This window comes from Streptomyces sp. NBC_01217, assembly GCF_035994185.1.
Lineage (GTDB): Bacteria > Actinomycetota > Actinomycetes > Streptomycetales > Streptomycetaceae > Streptomyces.
On record NZ_CP108538.1, the window covers coordinates 196298 to 217115 of the forward strand.

Here is a 20818-nt window from a genome sequence, read left to right on the forward strand (position 1 = left end):
TCACGCTCCCGTGGTGGGTCGGTTCGGACCGGACCGCTGTGCGGCCCGGTCCCTGAGCTCCGCTCGGTCGATCTTGCGATTGGCGTTGAGCGGCAGGTCGGCGAGGTGCTCGAAACGGCGCGGGACGAGCTTGTCCGGCAGCCGTTCGCGCAGCGCCCTGGCGAGTTCGCCGGACGCTACGGGGGCGGTGCCGGTGTAGTAGGCGACGAGTTCGGTCACGCCGTCCGCCGTGACGTCGACGGCGACGGCCTGGTCTACTCCGGCGCAGGCAGCCAGCGCGTGGTCGACCTCCGCCAGTTCGACGCGCCAGCCCTGCACTTGGACCTGAGCGTCCAAGCGTCCCAGGTAGGCGAGTTCACCGCCGGCGCTGCGGCGCACCCGGTCGCCGGTGCGGTACCAGGCGCGGCCGTCGTGGGTGAGGAACCGTCCGAGGTTGTCCCCATCGTCAAGGTAGCCCGGGGTCATCTGCGGCCCGCTGACGCACAGTTCGCCCTCGGCCGGGTCCGGGACGTCCGGGCCCTCGTGGGGCGTGCCGTCCGCGTCCAGCAGCAGGTGCCGGTGGCCGGGGTTGACGATCCCGATCGGGACGCCGCCGTGGACGCCGAGGCCGGGTGAGCGGTCCGGGTCCCAGCGGTGGGCGCTGATCGTGATGGTCAGCTCGGTGGGGCCGTACAGGTTCTCGACGGCCGAACCCGGCGCGGCGGACTGCCAGTCGGCCGCGTCCTGGCACCGCAGCGCCTCGCCCGCGAACAGGCTCCAGCGCAGCGTGGGCAGGGCGGCCGGGCCGAGTCCGCCGAGCCGCCGGACCAGGGCGATGCTGCTGGGCGTGGAGAACCACACCGTCAGCTTGTGCCGTTCGGCGAAGGCCGACAGGTCCCGGTAGGCGGGGCCGGGCACGGCGACCAGGCCCGCTCCCGCGCCCCAGGCGTTGAACAGGTCGAACATCGCACAGTCGAAGACCAGGTCGAAGGCCTGCGAGAACACGTCGTCCGGCCCGAAGTCGTAGCGCTCGTCCAGGATCCCGAAGTAGTGGGCGGCGTTGCCGTGCGTGATCGGCACGCCCTTGGGGCGGCCGGTCGAGCCCGAGGTGAACAGCACGTACGCGGTGTCGCCGGGGGCGGCGGACCGCGGGGCGCGCAGCGCCACGGACGACGGCACCGGGTCCGTCTCAGGGGTCAGGACGGCGACCTTGGCGTGAGCGCCGTTCGTGTCGAGGAGCCGCGGGAGCAGCACCGCGCCGCGCGCGTCCGCGATGACCGCGTCCACGCCCGCCGTGGTCAGCATGTGCCGGGTGCGCGGAAGCGGGAAGTCCGGCTGGAGCGGCACGACGGCCGCACCGGCGTAGAGGGCGGCGAGGACGCCGACGTACGCCGTCGTGCCCTTGCCGGTGAGCACGCCGACGGCGCGCGGCGCCTCGGGCGCGGCGTCGAGCAGCGCGCCCGCCCACAACAGCGCGCGCCGGTGGACAGCCTCGTAGGTGAGCACCTCCTCCCCCACCCGGATCGCCTCGCGCGCGGGGGACGCCGCGAGGCCGCGCAGGAACCTCGCGTGCAGGGCGTGATCGGGTACGCCGTCCATCACTCCACCGGATTCAGCAGGGTGGACAGCGCCTGCCACAGCGCGCCCGGCGTCTCGAAGGTCTCGGGGGTCAGGGCGTCGTCCTTGAACCGCACGTCGAAGCGGTCCTCCAGCGCGGCAAGGAGCTGCACCGTGCCGAGGGAGTCCAGGCCGGCGTCGCGCAGCGCGGTGTCGGCCGTGAGCTGCTCGTCCGGCGGGATGTAGGGCAGGAACTGGCGCAGCAGGTCGTCGAACTCGTCATTCCACACGGTCACTTGGGTCCTTTGGGGCGTTCTTGGGCTTGTGCGGGGATGCGCGGGCGCGGGTGCGCGGGCGGGTCAGTCGCGGCCGGCGGCGCGGCGCACGGGCTGCATGGCCAGACGCGGATGAGCCGCGACGACCTCGAAGTTGGCGGTAGTGACGGCCACGCGGCCGAAGAGGCTGTCGGGGCCTGCGACGCAGACCCGGCCCACTCCCAGGTCCCGCAGTCCGGCGACGGTGTCCGGCCAGTGCATGGGGCGCACAAAGCTGTCCAGGAGCATGGCGCGCACGCCCTCGCCCGTGCGGATCACCGAGCCGTCCTGGTCGGCGACGACCGGGACGACGGGATCGCGGAACCGCAGCCCGGACAGGACCTCCTGCTCGGCCCGGTCCCGCAGCGGCCCGAACGCGGCGCAGTGCATGGGCGGGCGCATGGTGTACAGCGGCAGTCCGCCGCCCGCGCGCAGGGCGCGCTCGAAGCGCTCCAGGCCGGCCTCGTGCAGCGAGAGCATGGAGAAGTCGTGGTCGACGTGGCAGGAGATCTCGTACCACTCGCCGCGGTCGTCCATCTCCGCCAGGATCTCCTGCAGCCGCTCCTCGGGGGTGCGGACGAACGAGCAGGTGACGATGTGCTGGTGCTCGGTGGCGAAGTAGTCGTCCATGCACCGGGCGAGCTGTTCGGTCATCCGGACGGCGTCGGGGAAGTCGAGGGCGCCCACGTGGGCCGCGAGGGCCTTCTCGCCGAAGCTGGGACCGGCGCAGGCGTCGGGGACGATGCCGAGCTCTCCCTCGGCCCACTGCGCCATGGCGACGCAGTTGGTGAGGAAGGCGACCTGCGCGTCCACACTGTAGTCGCCCTCGGCGTCGCGGAAGCCGTCGACGAGCGAGTGGCCGAGCACCTCGTCGGCCTGCGCCACCAGTCGTCGGGCGTACGGGTTCGCCAGCATAAACGTGCCGACGTCCGTGAACCGTACCGGCCCCATCCCGGGGAAGACCATGGCGGTGCCGGTCCGGGAGCCGGGCTCCGCGGCGGCGTGCTGCTCCATGGCGTGTCACTCCTTACTGCTGAACTGCTTACTGTGCTGGGTGGATTCGTGCCGTCGTACGGCACGAATCACCGGGCCGCGGTCTCCAGATCATCCAGGTACGCGGTCATGACGGCCCGGAACCGTTCAGGTTCCTCCAGGTGCGGTACGTGACTGGAGTGCTCGAACAGCTCCCAGCGCACGTCCGGGATCAGATCGTGGTACGGCTGGACCGTTTCGGGGGTCGCCTCGTCGTGTGCCCCGCTGATCAGCAGCGTGGGGACCTCGATGGCGGGCAGCAGGTCCGTGACGCCCCAGTCCCGCAGGGTGCCGACGACGTGGAACTCGCTGGGCCCGTTCATCGTGTGGTACACGGTCGGGTCGTCGTTGATCTCCATGAAGGTGGCGACGAAGTCGCGCGGCCAGGGCAGGACGCGGCACACGTGCCGTTCGTAGAAGACCCGCAGCGCCTGGACGTACTCCTCGCTGCCGGTCGTGCCGGCCTCCTCGTGGCGGCGCAGGACGGCGTCCACGCCGGCCGGCAGCCGGTCGCGCAGCATCTTCATCTCCTGCCGCCACAGCGGGTAGGAGGCGGGGGAGTTCGCGACGACGAGACCGCGCAGCCCCTTGGGCCGGCGGGCGGCGTGCGCGGCGGCGAGCAGGCCGCCCCAGGAGTGGCCGAACAGGACGTAGTCGCCGGCGACGCCGAGGCCGTCGAGGAGGTTGTCCAGCTCCGCGAGGAACAGGTCGACCGTCCAGAAGTCGGCGGACCGGTCCGGCAGGTGGGTGGAACCGCCGTTGCCGAGCTGGTCGTAGTGCACGACCGGCCGGCCGTCCTCGGCGAGGGCCCGCAGGTTCAGCAGGTAGTCGTGGGTGCTGCCAGGTCCCCCGTGCACCACCACGACCGCCGGCCGCTTCGCTCCCGGGTCGCCCGTGACGCGGTACCAGGTGTGGTACGCCCGAAAGGGCAGGGTCCCCGTCCTGCCAGGAACTGCCACCATGGCGACAACACGTCCTCTCACCTGCTGATACGGCCAGCAGCCTAGGTCGCGGCGCGCCCCCGGCCGCACCCCTAGCACGCCCCTAGCCTCCCCTTTCGGATCCCCGTCCCACCGGGTGGCGCGCTCATCTCATGGTCAGTCCCGTCAGCCAGTCGTGGACGGCGGCGATGGTGGTCTCCACGTGCTCCTCCACCATCGAGAAGTGGTTGCCGGGCACGTCGACGACGGTCTCGTCCGTGGACAGGCCCGTGAGCCGCGTCTGCCAGCCCTCCTCGGCCAGTTCGGGGCTCATCGCCTCGGTGGCCCGCAGCAGCAAGGTCGGCACCCCCAGGGGCCGCGGACGCCACTGGGTGAACATCTCGTAGAGCCACATGTACGCCGACAGCCGGGTGCTGTCGATCGGCACCACACCGAACGAGCGGTCGTACATGACCTTGAAGAATTCGTTCTGACCGGAGTTCAGGTAGGTGTCGCGGAACGTGTAGGTGTCCATCATGGCGACCGCCAGCGGGTCGCGGCCGAGGCCGTGCAGGTGGTGCGCGATCTCGTGCGCGAGCATGCCGCCCGACGAGCTGCCCACCAGGACGAACGGCGCGTCCCCGACGTGGTCGAGGACCGCCCGCGCCTGGAGCGCGATCAGCGACTGCGGGTCGGCCGGCAACGGCTCGCCCTCGGCGAAGCCTGGCGCGGGCAGGGCCGAGATCCGCGCGTCGCCCGACCACAGTCCGGCCATCCGGTAGTAGACGTGCGCTCCGGTGATGGGCGAGATGGGATTCACGAACACGATCCGCAGCTCGCCCTCTCCGCCCACGAGCGGCACCGGCCGCAGCAGGCCGGGCACCTCGGCCGGGTCGAAGAACGTGGGTCGCAGCCGGGCCACGCTGAGCAACAGCTCCACGCCCTCTTGGGTCTTCCCGTCCTCGATGGACTTGCGGTACAGCTCGCTGACGACGTCGGTGGCGGCCGACTCGGCGGCCGGTTCCGCGCCGGGCGCCGCGGGGGCGGCGAGTCCGTCCAGCAGGTACTCGGCCAGTCCGGTCGGCGTGGACCGGTCGAACACCATCGCGACCGGCACGTCCAGCCCGGTCGCCCGGCCGAGCCGGCGGCTGAGGTCCATCACGGTGAGCGAGTCGAAGCCCAGGTCGGGCAGCGGGCGGGTGAGGTCGACCGCGTCGGCGAAGCCGTGCCCGAGGACCGCGGCGACCTGTCCGCGCACCAGATCCAGCACCGCTTCGCGGCGTTCGCGCTCGGTCAGCCCGGCGAAGGGCTCGGCCGGGACGGACCTCGGAGCCGGGCCCGCCGGGGCGGGAGTCGTGCGGGCCGGGGCGAGGGCGGCGATCAGCGGGCTGGGGCGGAGCGCCGTGAAACTCGGCGCGAACCTGTCCCAGTCGATGTCGGCGACCACCGCGTGCCCGTCCCCGCGGCCGACCGCGGCCAGCAGGGCGTCCAGCGCGGGTCCGTCCGCCATCGGCACCATGCCGCGGCGCAGCAGGAAGTCCACGGACTCCTCGTCGGCCATGCCGCCGCCGGCCCACACGCCCCAGGCGACCGAGGTCGCCGCGAGTCCGCGCGCCCGGCGGCGCTCGGCGAGCGCGTCGAGCGCCGCGTTGGCGGGGGCGTAGGCGACATGGCCCACGCTGCCCCACACGCCCGAACCGGAGGCGAACAGCACGAACGCGTCCAGGTCGCGGTCGGCGAGCAGTTCGTCCAGGACGGCCGCGCCGCCCGCCTTGGCGGACAGGGTGTCGGCGAGCATGTCGGGTCCGGCGTCGGTGAGCGCGACGGGCCGGACCACTCCGGCCGCGTGGAACACCGCCGTCAGCGGCTCGTCCGCCAGCTCCGCGAGGACGGCGGCGACGGCATCCCGGTCAGCTACGTCACAGGCGGTGACCGTCACCCGGGCGCCGCCGGCCTCCAGTTCGGCGGTGAGGTGCGCCGCGCCGGGCGCACCTGGGCCGCTGCGGCTGAGCAGCACCAGGTGGTCGGCGCCGGACCCGGCGAGGCGGCGGGCCAGGGCCGCGCCGACTCCGCCGGTGCCGCCAGTGATGAGGACCGTGCCGCGCGGGCGGTACGGATCCGGCGCCGTGCGCGGCGCCTCGCCGCGCAGCAGCCTGCGCGAGTGGGCGCCGTCGGCGCGCAGCGCGATCTGGTCCTCGCCGTCGGCGCCGGCAAGGACGGCGGCCAGCAGGCCGTCGGCGAGCTGTTCGCCGCCGGTCGGAAGGTCCAGCAACCCGCCCCAGGCGTGCGGCCGTTCGAGGGCGGCCACGCGGCCGTAGCCCCAGAGCTGGGCCTGGGTGGGCGTGGCCGGATGGTCGGCGGCCGACACGGACACCGCGCCGCGGGTCACGGTCCACAGGGGGGCGTCGATCCCGGCGTCGGCGAGCGCCTGCGTCAGCGCGAGCGTCTGCGCCATGCCCACGGTGACCGCGGGGTGCTCCGGGTGTGGCTGCTCGGCCAGACCGAGCAGGGACACGACACCGCGTACGCCCGCCGCCGAGGTGCGCAGCCGTGTGGCGAGCTTGCGCCGGTCCGCCTCGCCCTGCTCCACGGCGAACAGTTCGGCCCGCACGCCGGCGCGGGTCAGCGCCACCGTCACGGCCGCGGCCGACTCGGCGGCCACGCCCTGGCCGGGGACCGCGACCAGCCACCGCCCGGTGGGCAGGCGGTCGACCGTGGTCAGGGGCTGCCAACCGACCCGGTACCACCAGGTCGCCGGGTCGCTCGCCGCCACCAGGCGCTCCGGCAGGCCGGTCGCCTCGCCGCTCGCCCGCGCCGCCGGCTGCGTCGGCAGCGCGGGCGCGGCCGGTGCGGCCGTCGTTCCCGGCGCGGAGTCGAGCCAGTACCGCTCCCGCCGGAACGCGTACGTCGGCAGGTCCACCCGGCGGGCGCCGGTCCCGGCGAACACCTCGGGCCAGGACACGGCCACGCCGTGCGTGAACGCCTCGGCGGCGGCGGTGAGCAGGGACCGCTGTTCCGGCATCCGCCGCCGCAGCAGCGGCACCGCGCGAACGTCCTCGGGGGCGGCGCCCCGCACCAGCGCGCTCAGTGTCGCGCCTGGACCAAGCTCCACGATCTCGGTGACCCCGGCGTCGACCAGCGCGCCCACCGCGTCCCCGAACCGGACCGTGCGGCGCACCTGCTCCACCCAGTAGTCCGGTCCCGGCGTGAACTCCACGCCGCCCGCCGTCGACACCAGCGGCAGCCGGGGCGCGGAGAACTTCAGTCCGTCGATGGCCCGCGCGAACTCGGCGAGCATCGGCTCCATCAGCGGGGAGTGGAAGGCGTGGCTGGTCCGCAGGCGCGTGACACGCACCTCGCGGGCGGTCCAGAGCGCGATCGTCTCGTCCACGGCTGCGGCGTCGCCCGAGACCACCACCGACGCGGGACCGTTGACGGCCGCGATGCCGATCCGGTCCCCGAACTCGGCCAAGGTCTTGTGGACTTCGTGCTCGGTCGCGGCGATCGCGGCCATCGCGCCGCCGTCGGGCAGCGCCTCCATCAGGCGGGCCCGCGCCCCGACCAGCGCGCACGCGTCGGCCAGGGACAGCACTCCGGCGGCGTGCGCGGCGGCGATCTCGCCGATCGAGTGACCGGCGACGGCGTCGGGCCGTACGCCCCACGACTCCAGCAGCCGCAGCATCGCCACGCCCAGCGTGAACAGCACCGGCTGCGCGAAGCCCGTCCGATTCAGCAGCCGGGCCTCCGGCACGCCCTCGTCGTCCTCCTCGGCGAAGAACACCGCCTTCAGCCTGTCACCGAGACCGGAGCCGAGTTCGACCGCCAGCGCGGCCAGGCACTCGTCGACGGCTGCGGCGAACACCGGGTACCGCTCGTACAGTTCGCGACCCGCGCCGGGGCGCTGGCTGCCCTGTCCGGGGAAGACGAACCCGACGCGGGGCACGGAGCGGGCGGTCGCGGCGACCACGCCGGCGGTGTCCGCCGACGCGTCGAACGCCCGGCCGTCGGCCAACGCGGCAAGACCAGCAAGCAGTTCGGCCCGGTCCGAGCCCAGCACGACCGCGCGAGAGTCCAGCTTGGCACGCGTAGTCAGGGTGAGCCCCACGTCCGTGAGAACGACGTGACCGCGTTCCGCCCCCTGCTCGGCATACGACAGCAGGCGGGCCGCCTGATCACGCAGGCCCTGCTGGTCGGCGCCGGACAGCACCCACGCAACCGTCGGCCGGACACCGTCCGGCTCGGGCAGCGGCGCGGTCTCTGGTCGCGGGTCCGCGGGCTGTTCCAGGATGACGTGCGCGTTGGTGCCGCTGATCCCGAAGGACGAGACAGCGGCGCGCCGGGGGCGCCCGACGGTCGTCCAGGGCCGTGCCTCGGTGAGCAGCCGGACGTCCGCCGAGTCCCAGTCCACCTTGGTGGTGGGCCGGGTGACGTGCAGGGTCCGGGGCAGCACCCCGTGGTGCATCGCCTGGATCATCTTGATGATTCCGGCGAGGCCGGCCGCGGCCTGCGTGTGCCCGATGTTCGACTTCACGGTGCCGACCCACAGCGGGCTGCCGGACGGCCGCTCGCGGCCGTAGACGTCGAGCAGCGCCTCCGCCTCGATCGGGTCGCCCAGGGTGGTCGCGGTGCCGTGCGCCTCCACGGCGTCCACGTCACCGGCCCCGAGTCCGGCACTGGCCAGGGCGCGGCGGATCACGCGGCGCTGCGCGGAACCGTTCGGCGCGGTCAGGCCGTTGCTCGCGCCGTCCTGGTTCACCGCGCTGCCGCGGATCACGGCCAGCGGCCGGTGTCCCAGCCGCACCGCGTCGGACATGCGCTCCACGACAAGCACGCCGGCGCCCTCGGCCCAGCCGGTGCCGTCGGCGTCGTCGGAGAACGCCCGGCAGCGGCCGTCCGGCGACAGACCGCCCTGTCGCGAGAACTCGACGAATCCCTCCAGGGTCGCCATCACGGTCGCGGCACCGACCAGCGCCATTGAACAGTCGCCCGAACGGAGCGACTGCGCCGCGAAGTGCAGCGCGACGAGGGACGAGGAGCACGCGGTGTCTACGGTGACGGCGAGGCCGGTGAGACCGTAGACGTACGCGAGCCGGCCGGAGATGACGCTCGTGGCCGCGCCGGTGCTGACGTAGCCCTCCAACTCGTCGGGGACGTCGCCGCCGAGTCCGTAGCCCTGCTGGTAGGCGCCGACGAAGACGCCGACGTCCTGATGGCGCAGCGAGCGCGGGTCGATGGCGGCGCGTTCCAGTGCCTCCCAGGAGGTCTCGAGGAGCAGGCGCTGCTGCGGGTCCATGGCACGGGCCTCGCGGGGCGAGATGCCGAAGAAGCCCGCGTCGAATCGGGCGGCGTCGTGCAGGAAGCCGCCGTGCTGGGTGTACGTGGTGCCGGTGCGGGCCGGGTCGGGGTCGTAGCGGGAGGAGAGGTCCCAGCCGCGGTCGTCGGGGAAGCCGGTGATCGCGTCGGTGCCTTCGTCGACCAGCCGCCACAGGTCCTCGGGCGTGGTGACCCCGCCGGGGAAGCGGCAGGCCATGCCGACGATGACCAGCGGGTCGTCGGCATCGGACCCGGTGGCCGTTCGGGTCGGCTCCGCCGACGGGGCGGGCGTCTCGGCCGGCTGGTGCGTGGCGGCCCACCCGGCCACCAGGTGACCGCCGAGTTCCTCGACGCTCGGGTGGTCGAAGACCACCGTGGTGGCGAGGCGCAGGCCGGTCGCCTCGACGAGGCGGTTGCGCAGTCCGACGGCGCTCAGCGAGTCGAAGCCCAGGGAGCGCAGGGGCTGCCGGGGGTCGATGCGCGCGGCGTCCCGCAGTCCGAGCACGGCGGCGACGTGGCCGCGCACCAGTTCGGCGGCGAGGCGGGGCCGCTCGGTCTCGTTCGACGCGGCCATGCGCGCGGCGAACGATCCGGCCGCGGCCCCCGCCCCGGTGGTGGCGGCGGTGGCCCGGTGTCCTGGCTTTCCGGTCAGCTCGCTCAGTGCGCGGGGCGTGTCCGCGCCGTTGTCCGTGCGGAAGGTGTCGACGTCGATCAGGGCGAGGACCGCCTCGGGCCGCCGGGCGGCGGCGTCGAGCAGTGCCATGCCCCGCTCGGCGGAGACCGGGCGCAGACCACTCGCGGCCATGCGCCGGATGTGGGCGGGCGAGAGGCCCGCCGTCATGCCCTGGTCCAGGTCCCAGGGCCCCCAGGCCAGCGACTGTGCGGGCAGGCCGAGACCGCGTCGGTGTTCGGCCAGTGCGTCGAGCGTGGCGTTGGCGGCGGCGTAGTTGGCCTGGCCCGCGGAGCCGAGGGTGCCGGCGATGGAGGAGAAGATGGTGAACTCCGTGAGATCGCGGTCGCGGGTCAGCTCGTGCAGGTGCCAGGCGCCGGCGGTCTTCGGGCGCAGCACGGTGTGCAGTCGCTCGGCGGTCAGCGCCTCCACCGTGCCGTCGTCGAGGACGCCGGCGGTGTGGTAGACGGCGGTGAGCGGGTGCGCCGCGTCGATGCCGGCGAGGAGTCCGGCGAGGGCCTCGAAGTCGGCGACGTCGCAGGCCGCGATACGGACCCGCACCCCGGCCGCCTCCAGGTCCGCCTTCAGGTCGGCGGCGCCGTCGGCGCGTTCGCCGCTGCGGCTGGCGAGCAGGAGGTGCCGGACGCCGTGGCGGGAGACCAGGTGCCTGGCGAGCAGTCCGGCGAGTCCGCCGGTGCCGCCGGTGACGAGCACCGTGCCGTCCGGGTCGAAGGAGCGGGGCTCGGCCGCCACGGACGGTTCCGCCTTCAGCAGCCGGGCGCGGTGCAGGACGCCGTCGGTGACGGTCACCTCGGGCTCGCCGGACGCCAGCGCGGCGGCGAGGATGGGCAGCGCCAAGTCGCCGGTGTCGGCCGCGTCGTCGTTGACGATGACGAATCGTCCGGGATGTTCCTGCTGGGCGGAGCGCAGCAGGCCGCGCGCGGCGGCGACCGCGATTTCGGCCCTGCCGGTGCCGCCGATCCGGAAGACCAGGGGTACTTCGGTCAGCCGGGGTTCGGCGAGCCAGATCTGGACGGCGGACAGCACCTGTTCGGCCACCGCCTGGGCCGCGTCCGGAACCGGCTCCGGCGGCGCGAGCACCGCCAGCACGGCGGCCTCGGGGGCGTCCGTGCCGCCGTCCAGCGCGGCGACGAGATCGGCCGGCGTCGCGTGGTACTGGAACTCGCCGGATTCCCGCGCGGGTTCGGCGCCGCCCAGTACTGCCCAAGAAGCCGGCCCAGTCACTAGCGCAGCCGCCGTGGGCTTCAGCGGCGCCCAGTCGAGCCGGTACATTGCGCGGGTCAGCGACCGCGCGACGGTACGGCCCGCCGTCTGCGCCGCGCGCACGCGCAGCAGACCGACCGACAGCACCCGCAGTCCGGAGGCGTCCACGGCGTCGAGCGACACGGCGTCGTCCTCGCCGGGCACGGCGCGCAGCCGCACCCGCAGGGCCGTGGCTCCACGGGTGTGCAGGCACACGTCCCGCCACGCGGCGGGCGCCAACGGCACGGGGGTGGTGTCCGTGGTGAGGCCGATCGCATGCAGCGTCAACTCCAGCAGCGCCGGGTGCAGTCCCGAGCGGCCGGCGGCTTCGAGGTGCGCGGCCGGGAGGGCGACCTCCGCGAACACCTCTCCCCGCCCGCGCCACAGCCCGGTCAGGCCGCGGAAAGCGGGACCGTGCCGCACGCCGGAGGCGGCGGCCAGGTCGTCCAGCTCCTCCAGATCCACGGGCCGCGCGTCGAGCGGCGGCCACTGGGCCACGAAGTCCCCGGAGTCCATGGGGCCGCGGGAGTCACCGAAATCCGGGGCGGCGGTGAGCGTGCCGTGAGCGTGGCGCACCCACTCCGCTTCCGCGTCGCCGCTCTCCCTGGCGAAGATCCGCACCGCGCGGTCCTCGAAGGCGTCCGCCGGGTCGACGACGACATGGACGTCGGTCCCGGTGTCACCGAGCGCCAACTCGGCCTCGGGCAGGAGTTCGGAGACGAACGGGACGCCCGCCGCCCGGCCGCCCGCGAGGGCGAGTTCCAGCAGGGCGCTGCCGGGCAGAGCCACCACGCCGTCGACCGTGCGGTCCGCGAGCCACGGCTGCGTGCGGGCGGAGAGACGGCCGGTGAAGACGAAGCCGCCGGTGCCGGGGAGTTCGAGTCCGGCTCCGAGCAGGGCGTGGTCGACCCGGTCCAGGCCGGCCGCGGACACCTCGGCGCCGTGCGGCGGGTTCAGCCAGAAGCGCTCGTGCTGGAAGGCGTACGTCGGCAGGGTCGCGCGGCGGGCGCCGGTGCCGGCGAAGATCGCGTGCCAGTCGAGGGCCGCGCCGCGCGTGTGCAGGGCGGCGAGCGCGGCGACCGCGGACGGTTCCTCGCCCCGGTCGCGGCGCAGCACGGGCGTCGCGTGCACGCCCGCGGGCAGCGCGGGCCCGGCCAGCGCGCTCAGCGTGCGGTCAGGTCCCAGTTCGACCAGTTCGGTCACGCCGTACGCGAGCAGGGCGGTCACGGCGTCGCCGTAGCGCACGGTCCGGCGGACCTGGTCGACCCAGTAGCGCGGGTCGCACAGCGTGCCGGGATCGGCGCTCGCGCCGGTGACCGTCGACACGATCGGCACGGTGGGCGCGGTGTAGCGCAGCCGCCGGGCGACCTCCTCGAAGCGCTCCAGCATGGGTTCCATGAGCGGCGAGTGGAAGGCGTGGCTGGTGCGCAGCCGCTGCACGCGCACGCCGGTGTCGGCGAGGCGTGCGGTGAGTTCGGTGACGGCGTCCTCGGCGCCGGAGAGCACGACCGACTCGGGGCCGTTGACGGCGGCGAGCGCGACCCGGCCCTCGTACTCGGCGAGCCACGGCGTGGCGTCGGCCTCGCTCAGGGTGATCGCCGCCATCGCGCCGCCCTCGGGCAGGGCGTCCATCAGCCGGGCGCGCGCGCTGACCAGCTCGCACGCGTCGGGCAGGGACAGCACGCCTGTCACATGCGCGGCGGCCAGCTCGCCGATGGAGTGTCCGGCGACGACGTCGGGCCGTACGCCCCACGACTCGACCAGGCGGTACAGCGCGACGCCCAGTGTGAACAGGGCCGGTTGCGCGTAGGCGGTCCGGTTGAGCAGCGCGGCCTCGGGGGTGTCGGGCTCGGCGAACATCAAGTCCCGCAGCGGACGGTCCGGCTCGCGGTCGAAGTGGGTCAGGCATTCGTCCATGGCGGCGGCGAAGACCGGGAACCGCCCGTACAGTTCCCGGCCGGCTCCGGCCCGCTGGCTGCCCTGCCCGGGGAAGACGAAGGCGATACGCGGCTGGGCCCGCCCGGAGCCGGCGACGACACCGGCGTACTCCGCGCCGCCGTCCTCGGCGAGCGCGAGCGCGGCCAGACCGGACACCAGTTCGTCGGGGTCGGCGCCCACGACGACGGCCCGGTGGGGCAGCGCCGTACGCGTGGTGGCGAGGGAGTACGCCACGTCGAGCGCGCGCGGGGCGTGCTGTTCGACGTGGGTGAGCAGGCGGGCGGCCTGGGCGCGCAGCGCCTCGGGGCTGTGCGCCGACAGCGCCCAGGGCAGGACCGCGGGTGCGACCGTCGCCGTCGGCTCCGGCGCGCGGTCATCGGCGGGGGCCTGCTCCAGAATCACGTGCGCGTTGGTGCCGCTGATGCCGAACGACGAGACGCCCGCGCGGCGCGGTCGGCCGGTCTCCGGCCAGGGCCGGGCCTCGGTCAGCAGCCGGGCCGCCGCGCCGCTCCAGTCCACCTCGGTGGTGGGGCGGGTGACGTGCAGGGTGCGCGGCAGGGTGCCGTGCCGCATGGCGAGAATCATCTTGATGATCCCGGCGACGCCCGCCGCCGCCTGGGTGTGGCCGATGTTCGACTTGAGGGAGCCGATCCACAGCGGACGGTCCTCGGGCCGCTGCTCGCCGTACGCCGCCAGCAGCGCGTCGGCCTCGATGGGGTCGCCCAGCGTGGTCGCGGTGCCGTGCGCCTCCACGGCGTCGATGTCGTGCGCCGTCAGGCCCGCGTCGGCCAGCACGGCCCGGATCAGGGCCTGCTGCGCGGGGCCGTTGGGGGCGGTTTGCCCGTTGCTCGCGCCGTCCTGGTTGACGCCGGTGCCGCGGACGACCGCGAGGACCTGGTGGCCGTTGCGGCGCGCGTCGGACAGCCGCTCCAGGACGAGCACGCCCACGCCCTCGGCCCAGCCGGTGCCGTCGGCGTCGTCGGAGAAGGACCGGCAGCGGCCGTCCGGGGACAGGCCGCCCTGTCGGGAGAACTCGATGAAACCGTCGAGCGTCGCCATCACCGTCGCGCCGCCGGCCAGCGCCAGCGAAGTCGTTCCGGCGCGAAGCGAGTTGACGGCGAGGTGGACGGCGACCAGCGAGGAGGAGCAGGCGGTGTCGAGCGTGAGCGCCGGCCCCTGGAGGCCGAGGGTGTACGACACGCGGCCGGACGCCAGGCTGCCGACGCCCGCGGCGCCGTCGTAGTCGTGGAGCATCAGGCCGGTGTAGACGCCGGTCGGGGTGCCGGCCAGCGTGGCGGTGTCGATCCCGGCGTCCTCCAGCGCCTCCCAGGAGACTTCGAGCAGCAGCCGCTGCTGCGGGTCGATGCCGGCCGCCTCCTTGGGCGACAGCCGGAAGAACGCCGGGTCGAAGGCCGCCGCGTCGTGGAGGAAGCCGCCCTCGGCGACGTACGTGGTGCCCGGCCGCCGGCGTGCGGGGTCGTGGAGCGCGGCCAGGTCCCAGCCGCGGTCCTCGGGGAACGGGGTGATGGCGTCGCGTTCCTCGACGAGCAGCCGCCACAGGTCATCGGGGCCGGTCACGTCGCCGGGGAGGCGGCACGCCATGCCGACGACCGCGATCGGTTCGGTACGGGCCGCCGCTATCCGTTCGTTGTGGGCGCGCAGCCGCTCGGTCTCCTTGAGCGAGGCGCGCAGCGCGTCGAGCAGTTTGGGGTCGGGGGAGGTCATCGCGGGCTCACGCCTCTCGTGTCGCGTCGTCGGTGGCGCTGCCGCCCAGGCCCAGCGCGAGATTGATCAGGTGTTCGGCGTCCATCGCGTCGATACGGTCGGGGTCGATACGGTCGGGATCGATACGGTCGGGATCGCCGGCCGGGGCCGTACCATCGGTGTGGCCGACCTCGCCGTTCGTGGCGGCGCGGGCCGGGTCGGCCTCGCCGGCGAGCGCGCGGAGCTGGTCCAGCAGGCCGGATCGGCGCAGCCGGTCGACGGACACGCTCTGGAGCAGCGCGCGGACCTCCGCGTCGTCCGCGCCGGACGGGCCGTTCTGGGCCGGTGCTGGGCCGCCGAGCCGTTCGGCGAGGTGGGCGGCCAGGAGCCGGATCTTCGGGTAGTCGAAGACCAAGGTGGCGGGCAGCCGTTTGCCCGTGGCCGCGCTGAGACGGTTGCGCAGGTCGACCGCGGTGAGCGAGTCGAAGCCGAGTTCCTTGAAGGCCAGGTCCGGGTCGACTTCGGTGGCGGAGCGGTGGCCGAGGACCGCGGCGACCTCGCCGCGCACCAGGTCGAGCAGCGTCTGCCGCCGTGCCGCCTCCGGCATTCCCGCGAGCCGTTCGAGCAGCGCCGGAGCCGAAGCGGTCGCGGCGGTGGTGGCGGCCGTACGGCCGGGGGTACGGCGGCGGGTGCGACCGCGCAGCAGCCAGGGCACGTCCTCGGGGCGTGTCGCCGCGGCGGCGTCCCAGTCGATGAGCGCGAGGACCGGCTCGGTGCCCCGTAGCGCGTCGTCCAGCAGGCGCAGGCCGCGCTCGGTGGTGAGGACCGGCAGCGCGCCGCCTCCGGTCATCCGGGACACGGTGGCGTCGGAGAGGTGCCCGGTCAGGCCGCTGCGCTCCTCCCACATTCCCCAGGCGGCGGACAGGGCGGGCAGGCCCAGCGCGTGCCGGTGACGGGCCAGGCCGTCCAGGAACGCGTTGGCGGCCGCGTAGCCGGCCTGTCCCTGCGAGCCGAGGATGCCGGCGCCCGAGGAGTACAGCACGAACGCCGCCAGTTCACGGTCGCGGGTCGCCTCGTGCAGGGTCCAGGCCGCGTCCGCCTTGGGCGCCAGGACGGTGGCGACCCGCTCCGGGGTCAGCGCCGTCAGCACGCCGTCGTCGAGCACGCCGGCGCAGTGCACCACGCCGGTCAGCGGGTGCTCGGCGGGTATGCGGTCGAGCAGGGTCTCCAGTCGAGCCCGGTCGGCCACGTCGCAGGCAGTGACGGTTACATGGGCGCCCGCGTCGGTGAGTTCCCGGGTCAGCTCCGCCGCGCCGGGCGCGTCGGCGCCCTGCCGGCTCACCAGGAGCAGGTGCCGCACTCCGTACCGGGTCACCAGGTGCCGTGCGGTCAGCGCGCCGAGCAGGCCGGTGCCGCCGGTGATCAGGAAGGTGCCCGCCTGGTTCCAGTCGGGAACCGGGAGGGCGCCTTGCGAGCCATCGGCGGACTCCGCCGTCAGCGCCCCGGCGTCCGTGACGAGGCGCGGTGCGAGGACGACGCCCTCACGGGCGACGAGTTCCGGTTCGTCGTCCTGCGCGGCGGCCAGCACCGCGGCGAGGGAGACCGGCGCGCCGTCCACGTCGAGCAGCACGAACCGGCCGGGGTGCTCGCTGCGGGCGGAGCGCAGCAGGCCCCACAGGGACGCCTGGGCGAGTTCCGTCGCCGCCGGCCGCCCGACGGCGTCCCGGCTGCGCGGCCCGGCCGCGTCCCGGGTCACCACGACCAGCCGCGAGGACGCGAACCGCTGGTCCGCGGCCCAGGCCTGGGCCGTCTCCAGCATGCGGTCGAGTGCGCGCCGCAGTACGGCGCCGGTCCGACCGGCATCGGTGGCGAGGCCGTCCGCCGCGAGGAGCACCCACTCCGGGGCGGCGGCGCCCTGGTCGACGGCCTCGGCGAGCGCGGCCGGGTCGGCGTAGTACACAACGCCGCCCGTGTCCTGCGGGTCGTACGTCGCCCAAGGCGCGGCGCCGGTGCCGAGCAGGGCGACCGCGCCGATACCGCCGACGGCGGCGCGCGCGGCGGTGTGCACCGGCTCCCACCGCATGCGGAACGGTCCCATACCGCCTGCCGGAGCGGCCAGTTCACCCACGGAGGCGGGCCGCGATACCACCGACGCCACCGAGACGACCGGACGCCCTGTCGCGTCGGCCAGGTCGACGCCGACCGCGTCCTCGCCCACGGACGCCACCCGCACGCGCAGCAGTGCCGCGCCCGGACCGAACCGGCGCACGCCGGTCCACGCGAACGGCAGCCGGACCTTGCCGGCCTCCAGACCGAAGGCGCCGCCGGCGGCCAGCGCGGTGGTGTGCAGGGCGGCGTCGAGCAGGGCCGGGTGCACGGCGAAGTCGGCCACGTCCGCCAGGTCCACCGTGTCGCCGCTCAGGGCGACCTCGGCGAACATCTCGGTGCCACGCCGCCAGACCGCTCGCACGCCCTGGAAGGCGGGTCCGTAGCCGTAGCCCTGCGCCGACAGGTCGTCGTAGAGGCCGCTCGCGTCGACCGGCTCGGCGCCGGCCGGGGGCCAGACGGTCAAGTCGGCGGGCGCGGTGTCGCCGGACGGGCCGAGGAAGCCTCGCGCATGCCGCACCCACGGGCCGGGTTCCCCCGCCGCCGGGCCGGCGTCGAGCGCGGTGTCCACGGGGCGCGCGTACACGGTGAGCGGGCGCCGCCCGGCCACGTCCTGCTCACCGACGATCACCTGGAACCGGGTGCGGCGGCCGGACCGCAGCACGAGCGGCACCTGAAGGGTCAGCTCCTCGACTTCGGCACCGCCGGTGAGCACGGCGGCGGTGAGCGCGAGTTCAGCGAGTCCGGCGCCGGGGAACACCACCGTGTCGCCGACCTGGTGATCGGTCAGCCAACGTGGGTCGTCCGCCTCCAGCACGCCGCTCAGCACCAGGCCGTCCGGCTCGGCGACGGTGACCGCGGAGTCCAGCAGCGGGTGTACGGCGTCACCGGAACGCCGGTACGGGTGGCGGGCCTTGGGGAGCCAGAACGGCTCGCCCTGGAAGGCGTAGGTGGGCAGCTCCACCCGCTCGGGCTCGGCGGGCGCCAGGACGGCGGCCCAGTCGACGGCACCGCCGCCCACGTACAGCTCGGCCAACGAGGTCAACCACCGGCGCACGCCGCCCTCACCGCGGCGCAACGAGCTGACGACGACGGCCGCTTCCCCGCGGGGGTCGGTACCCGGCTCGGGTTCCGCACCCGCGTCGGAGACGGTGTCCTGCACGCCGGGTACGAGCACCGGGTGCGGGCTGACCTCGATGAGGTAGCGGAAGCCGTCGCCGAGCAGGGCGCGCACGGCCGCGTCGAACTCCACGGTCTGGCGCAGGTTGTCGTACCAGTAACGGGCGTCGGCCTCGGTGCCGGTCAGCCACCGGCCGTGCACGGTCGAGTACCAGGGCACGTCGGCGCGGCGCGGGGTGACGGGGGCCAGCGCGTCGAGGATCCGGTCGCGCACCGCCTCGACATGGGCCGAGTGGGAGGCGTAGTCGACGTCGACCCGGCGGGCCCGTACGCCGTCGGCCGCGCAGCGCGTCAGCAGTTCGTCGAGCGGGCTCGCGTCGCCGGAGACGACGGCACTGGACGGGCCGTTGACCGCGGCGACGGACAGGTGGCCGCCCCACGGCGCGATCAGCTCACGTACCTCGCCCACGGCAAGCGCGACCGAGACCATGCCACCGGCGCCGGAGAGTTCCCCGAGTGCCTGGGCGCGCAGGGCGACCACGCGGGCCGCGTCCTCCAGGGACAGCGCGCCCGCCACGCAGGCGGCGGCGATCTCGCCCTGCGAGTGGCCGACGACGGCGCGCGGTTCCACTCCGCTCGCCCGCCACAGCGCGGCCAGCGACACCATCACCGCGAACAGGACCGGCTGCACGACGTCGACCCGCTGGAGCGTCGGCGCGCCGGGCTCGCCGCGCAGCACGTCGGTGACCGACCAGCCGGTGAACTCCTTCAGGGCCCCGGCGCATTCCGCTATCCGCGTGGCGAAGGCCGGTGAGCTGTCGAGGAGTTCGACGGCCATGCCCGCCCACTGCGAGCCCTGCCCGGGGAAGAGGAACGCGGTCTTCCCGGTAGGGCCCGTCGTGCCGCGCACCACCGACGGGGCCGGTGTGCCGTGTGCCAACGCCTCTGCCCCGGCCAGTAGTTCGGCACGGTCGGCGCCGACGACCACCGCACGGTGGGCGAACGACGTCCGGGTCGTCAGCAGCGACCACGCGAGGTCCAGGTCACGGACGCCGGCACGGTCGTCGTCCAGGTGCGCGGCCAGCCGCCGCGCCTGGTCGCGCAGCCCGTCGAGGGTCCGGCTGGACAGCGCCCACGGTACGACGGACAGCGCACCGGCCGCCACGACGGGATCACCGGTGGCCGCCGGGTTCTCCGGTGCGTCCTGCTCGACGGCAATGAGGTCCGCCCGTTCTGCGGCGGGCGTCTCGTCCGCCTGTTCCAGGATGAGGTGCGCGTTGGTGCCGCTGACGCCGAAGCCGGAGATGCCTGCCCGCCGCGGCTGTTCGCCGTTGCGTGCCCACGGCCGTGCCTGCGTCAGGACCTCGACACCGGAGCCGTCCCACCGCACCTTGGTCGTGGGGCGGCTGACGTGCAGAGTGCGGGGCAGCGTCCCGTGCCGCATGGCGAGCACCGTCTTGATGATGCCGCCGACTCCGGCGGCGGCCTGGGTGTGCCCGATGTTCGACTTCAGGGTGCCGAGCCACAGGGGGCGTTCGGCGGGCCGGCCGTCGCCGTACACCGAGATCAGGGCCTCGGCCTCGATCGGGTCGCCGAGCGTGGTACCGGTGCCGTGGGCCTCGACGGTGTCGATGTCGGCGGGGAGCAGGCCCGCGTTGCTGAGGGCGGCCCGGACGACGCGCTGCTGGGCGGGGCCGCTCGGCGCGGTGAGGCCGTTGCTGGCGCCGTCCTGGTTGACCGCGCTGCCGCGGATCACGGCGAGCACGGGGTGGCCGTTGCGCCGCGCGTCGGACAGCCGTTCAAGGACGATCATGCCGACGCCCTCGGCCCAGCCGGTGCCGCCGGCGTCGTCGGAGAAGGCGCGGCAGCGGCCGTCGGCGGACAGCCCGCGCTGCCTGCTGAACGCCACGAACGAGCCGGGCGTGGACAGCACGCTCACGCCGCCCGCCAGGGCTAGCGAGCACTCCCCCGACCGCAGCGCCTGGGCCGCCAGGTGCGCGGTGACCAGCGAGGACGAGCACGCCGTGTCGACGGAGACGGACGGTCCCTCAAGGCCCAGCGTGTAGGAGATCCGTCCGGACAGGACGGAGGCGAGGGTGCCGAGGCCGAAGTGGCCTTCGAGGCCGTCCGGTACGGTCTGGAGGTGCTCGTCCCAGTAGTCCTGGCCGTTGGCGCCGACGTAGACGCCGACCCGGTCGCCGCGCAGAGATCCCGGCACGATGCCCGCGTGCTCCAGCGCCTCCCACGAGGTCTCCAGGAGCAGCCGCTGCTGGGGGTCCATCGCGGTCGCCTCGCGCGGCGAGATCCCGAAGAACCGCGCGTCGAACGGGACGGCGTCGATGAAGCCGCCCTGGTCGACGTAGCTGGTCCCCTGGTGCTCCGGGTCGGGGTCGAACAGGTGGTCCAGGTCCCAGCCGCGGTCTGTGGGGAAGCCCGACACCGCGTCGGTCCCGTCGCGCAGCAGGCGCCACAGGTCTTCGGGTGAGGTCACCCCGCCCGGGTAGCGGCAGGCCATGCCGATCACGGCGATCGGTTCGCTCTGCCGCTGCTCGGTCTCGCGGAGCTTGTCACGGGTCTGGCTCAGCTCGGTGGTGACCCGCTTGAGGTAATCGAGGAGGCGTGCTTCGTTGTTCATCGGATTGTTCGCAATTCCTGCGTTTCCTGCGATTTCTCGCTCACGGGATACGGGTCATAAGGACGGCACGGGGCGTACGCGCCGGATGTGCGGGTCACAGGCCGAGTTGGTCGTCGATGAAGGCCATCACCGCGTCGGCGTCGGCGTCGGTCAACTCGTCGGCTGTGCGGCCGGTCTGCCGCTGGGCGTTCGCCGGGTCGAGGCGGGCAACCAGAGCGAGGAGCCGGCCGGTCACGCCGCTGTCGGTGAGTTCCTGCGGCGGCAAGGC

General features: G+C 74.5%; 6 protein-coding genes. All 6 read right to left on the bottom strand.

Annotation, left to right across the window (positions count from 1 at the left end; all coding sequences use genetic code 11):
• Positions 1-1578 carry an AMP-binding protein gene (locus tag OG507_RS00710; protein ID WP_327365141.1) on the bottom strand — a complete coding sequence of 526 codons (1578 nt, stop codon included), beginning with the start codon at positions 1576-1578 and terminating at the stop codon, positions 1-3.
• Positions 1578-1832 (bottom strand): phosphopantetheine-binding protein, encoded by a 255-nt coding sequence (locus tag OG507_RS00715; protein WP_442810917.1) that lies wholly within the window; start codon positions 1830-1832, stop codon positions 1578-1580. Before OG507_RS00715 ends, OG507_RS00710 begins: the two co-directional genes overlap by 1 nt.
• A 63-nt stretch (positions 1833-1895) precedes the next feature.
• Positions 1896-2864 carry an ACP S-malonyltransferase gene (locus OG507_RS00720; protein WP_327365142.1) on the bottom strand — a complete coding sequence of 323 codons (969 nt, stop codon included), beginning with the start codon at positions 2862-2864 and terminating at the stop codon, positions 1896-1898.
• A 68-nt stretch (positions 2865-2932) separates the two neighbouring features.
• On the bottom strand, positions 2933-3844 hold the full coding sequence (locus tag OG507_RS00725) for a proline iminopeptidase-family hydrolase (RefSeq protein ID WP_327365143.1): 912 nt from the start codon (positions 3842-3844) through the stop codon (positions 2933-2935).
• Between the two features lie 124 nt (positions 3845-3968).
• Complete coding sequence (locus tag OG507_RS00730; protein WP_327365144.1) at positions 3969-14711, bottom strand: SDR family NAD(P)-dependent oxidoreductase; 10743 nt, start codon at positions 14709-14711, stop codon at positions 3969-3971.
• A 7-nt stretch (positions 14712-14718) separates the two neighbouring features.
• Complete coding sequence (locus OG507_RS00735; RefSeq protein ID WP_442811082.1) at positions 14719-20583, bottom strand: type I polyketide synthase; 5865 nt, start codon at positions 20581-20583, stop codon at positions 14719-14721.
• Positions 20584-20818: the final 235 nt, after the last annotated feature.

Bases quoted from the DNA above. Each gene is read 5' to 3' on its own strand.
- OG507_RS00710 (WP_327365141.1), bottom strand. From the start codon at position 1,578: ATGGACGGCGTACCCGATCACGCCCTGCACGCGAGGTTCCTGCGCGGC.
- OG507_RS00720 (WP_327365142.1), bottom strand. From the start codon at position 2,864: ATGGAGCAGCACGCCGCCGCGGAGCCCGGCTCCCGGACCGGCACCGCC.
- OG507_RS00725 (WP_327365143.1), bottom strand. From the start codon at position 3,844: ATGGTGGCAGTTCCTGGCAGGACGGGGACCCTGCCCTTTCGGGCGTAC.
- OG507_RS00730 (WP_327365144.1), bottom strand. From the start codon at position 14,711: ATGACCTCCCCCGACCCCAAACTGCTCGACGCGCTGCGCGCCTCGCTC.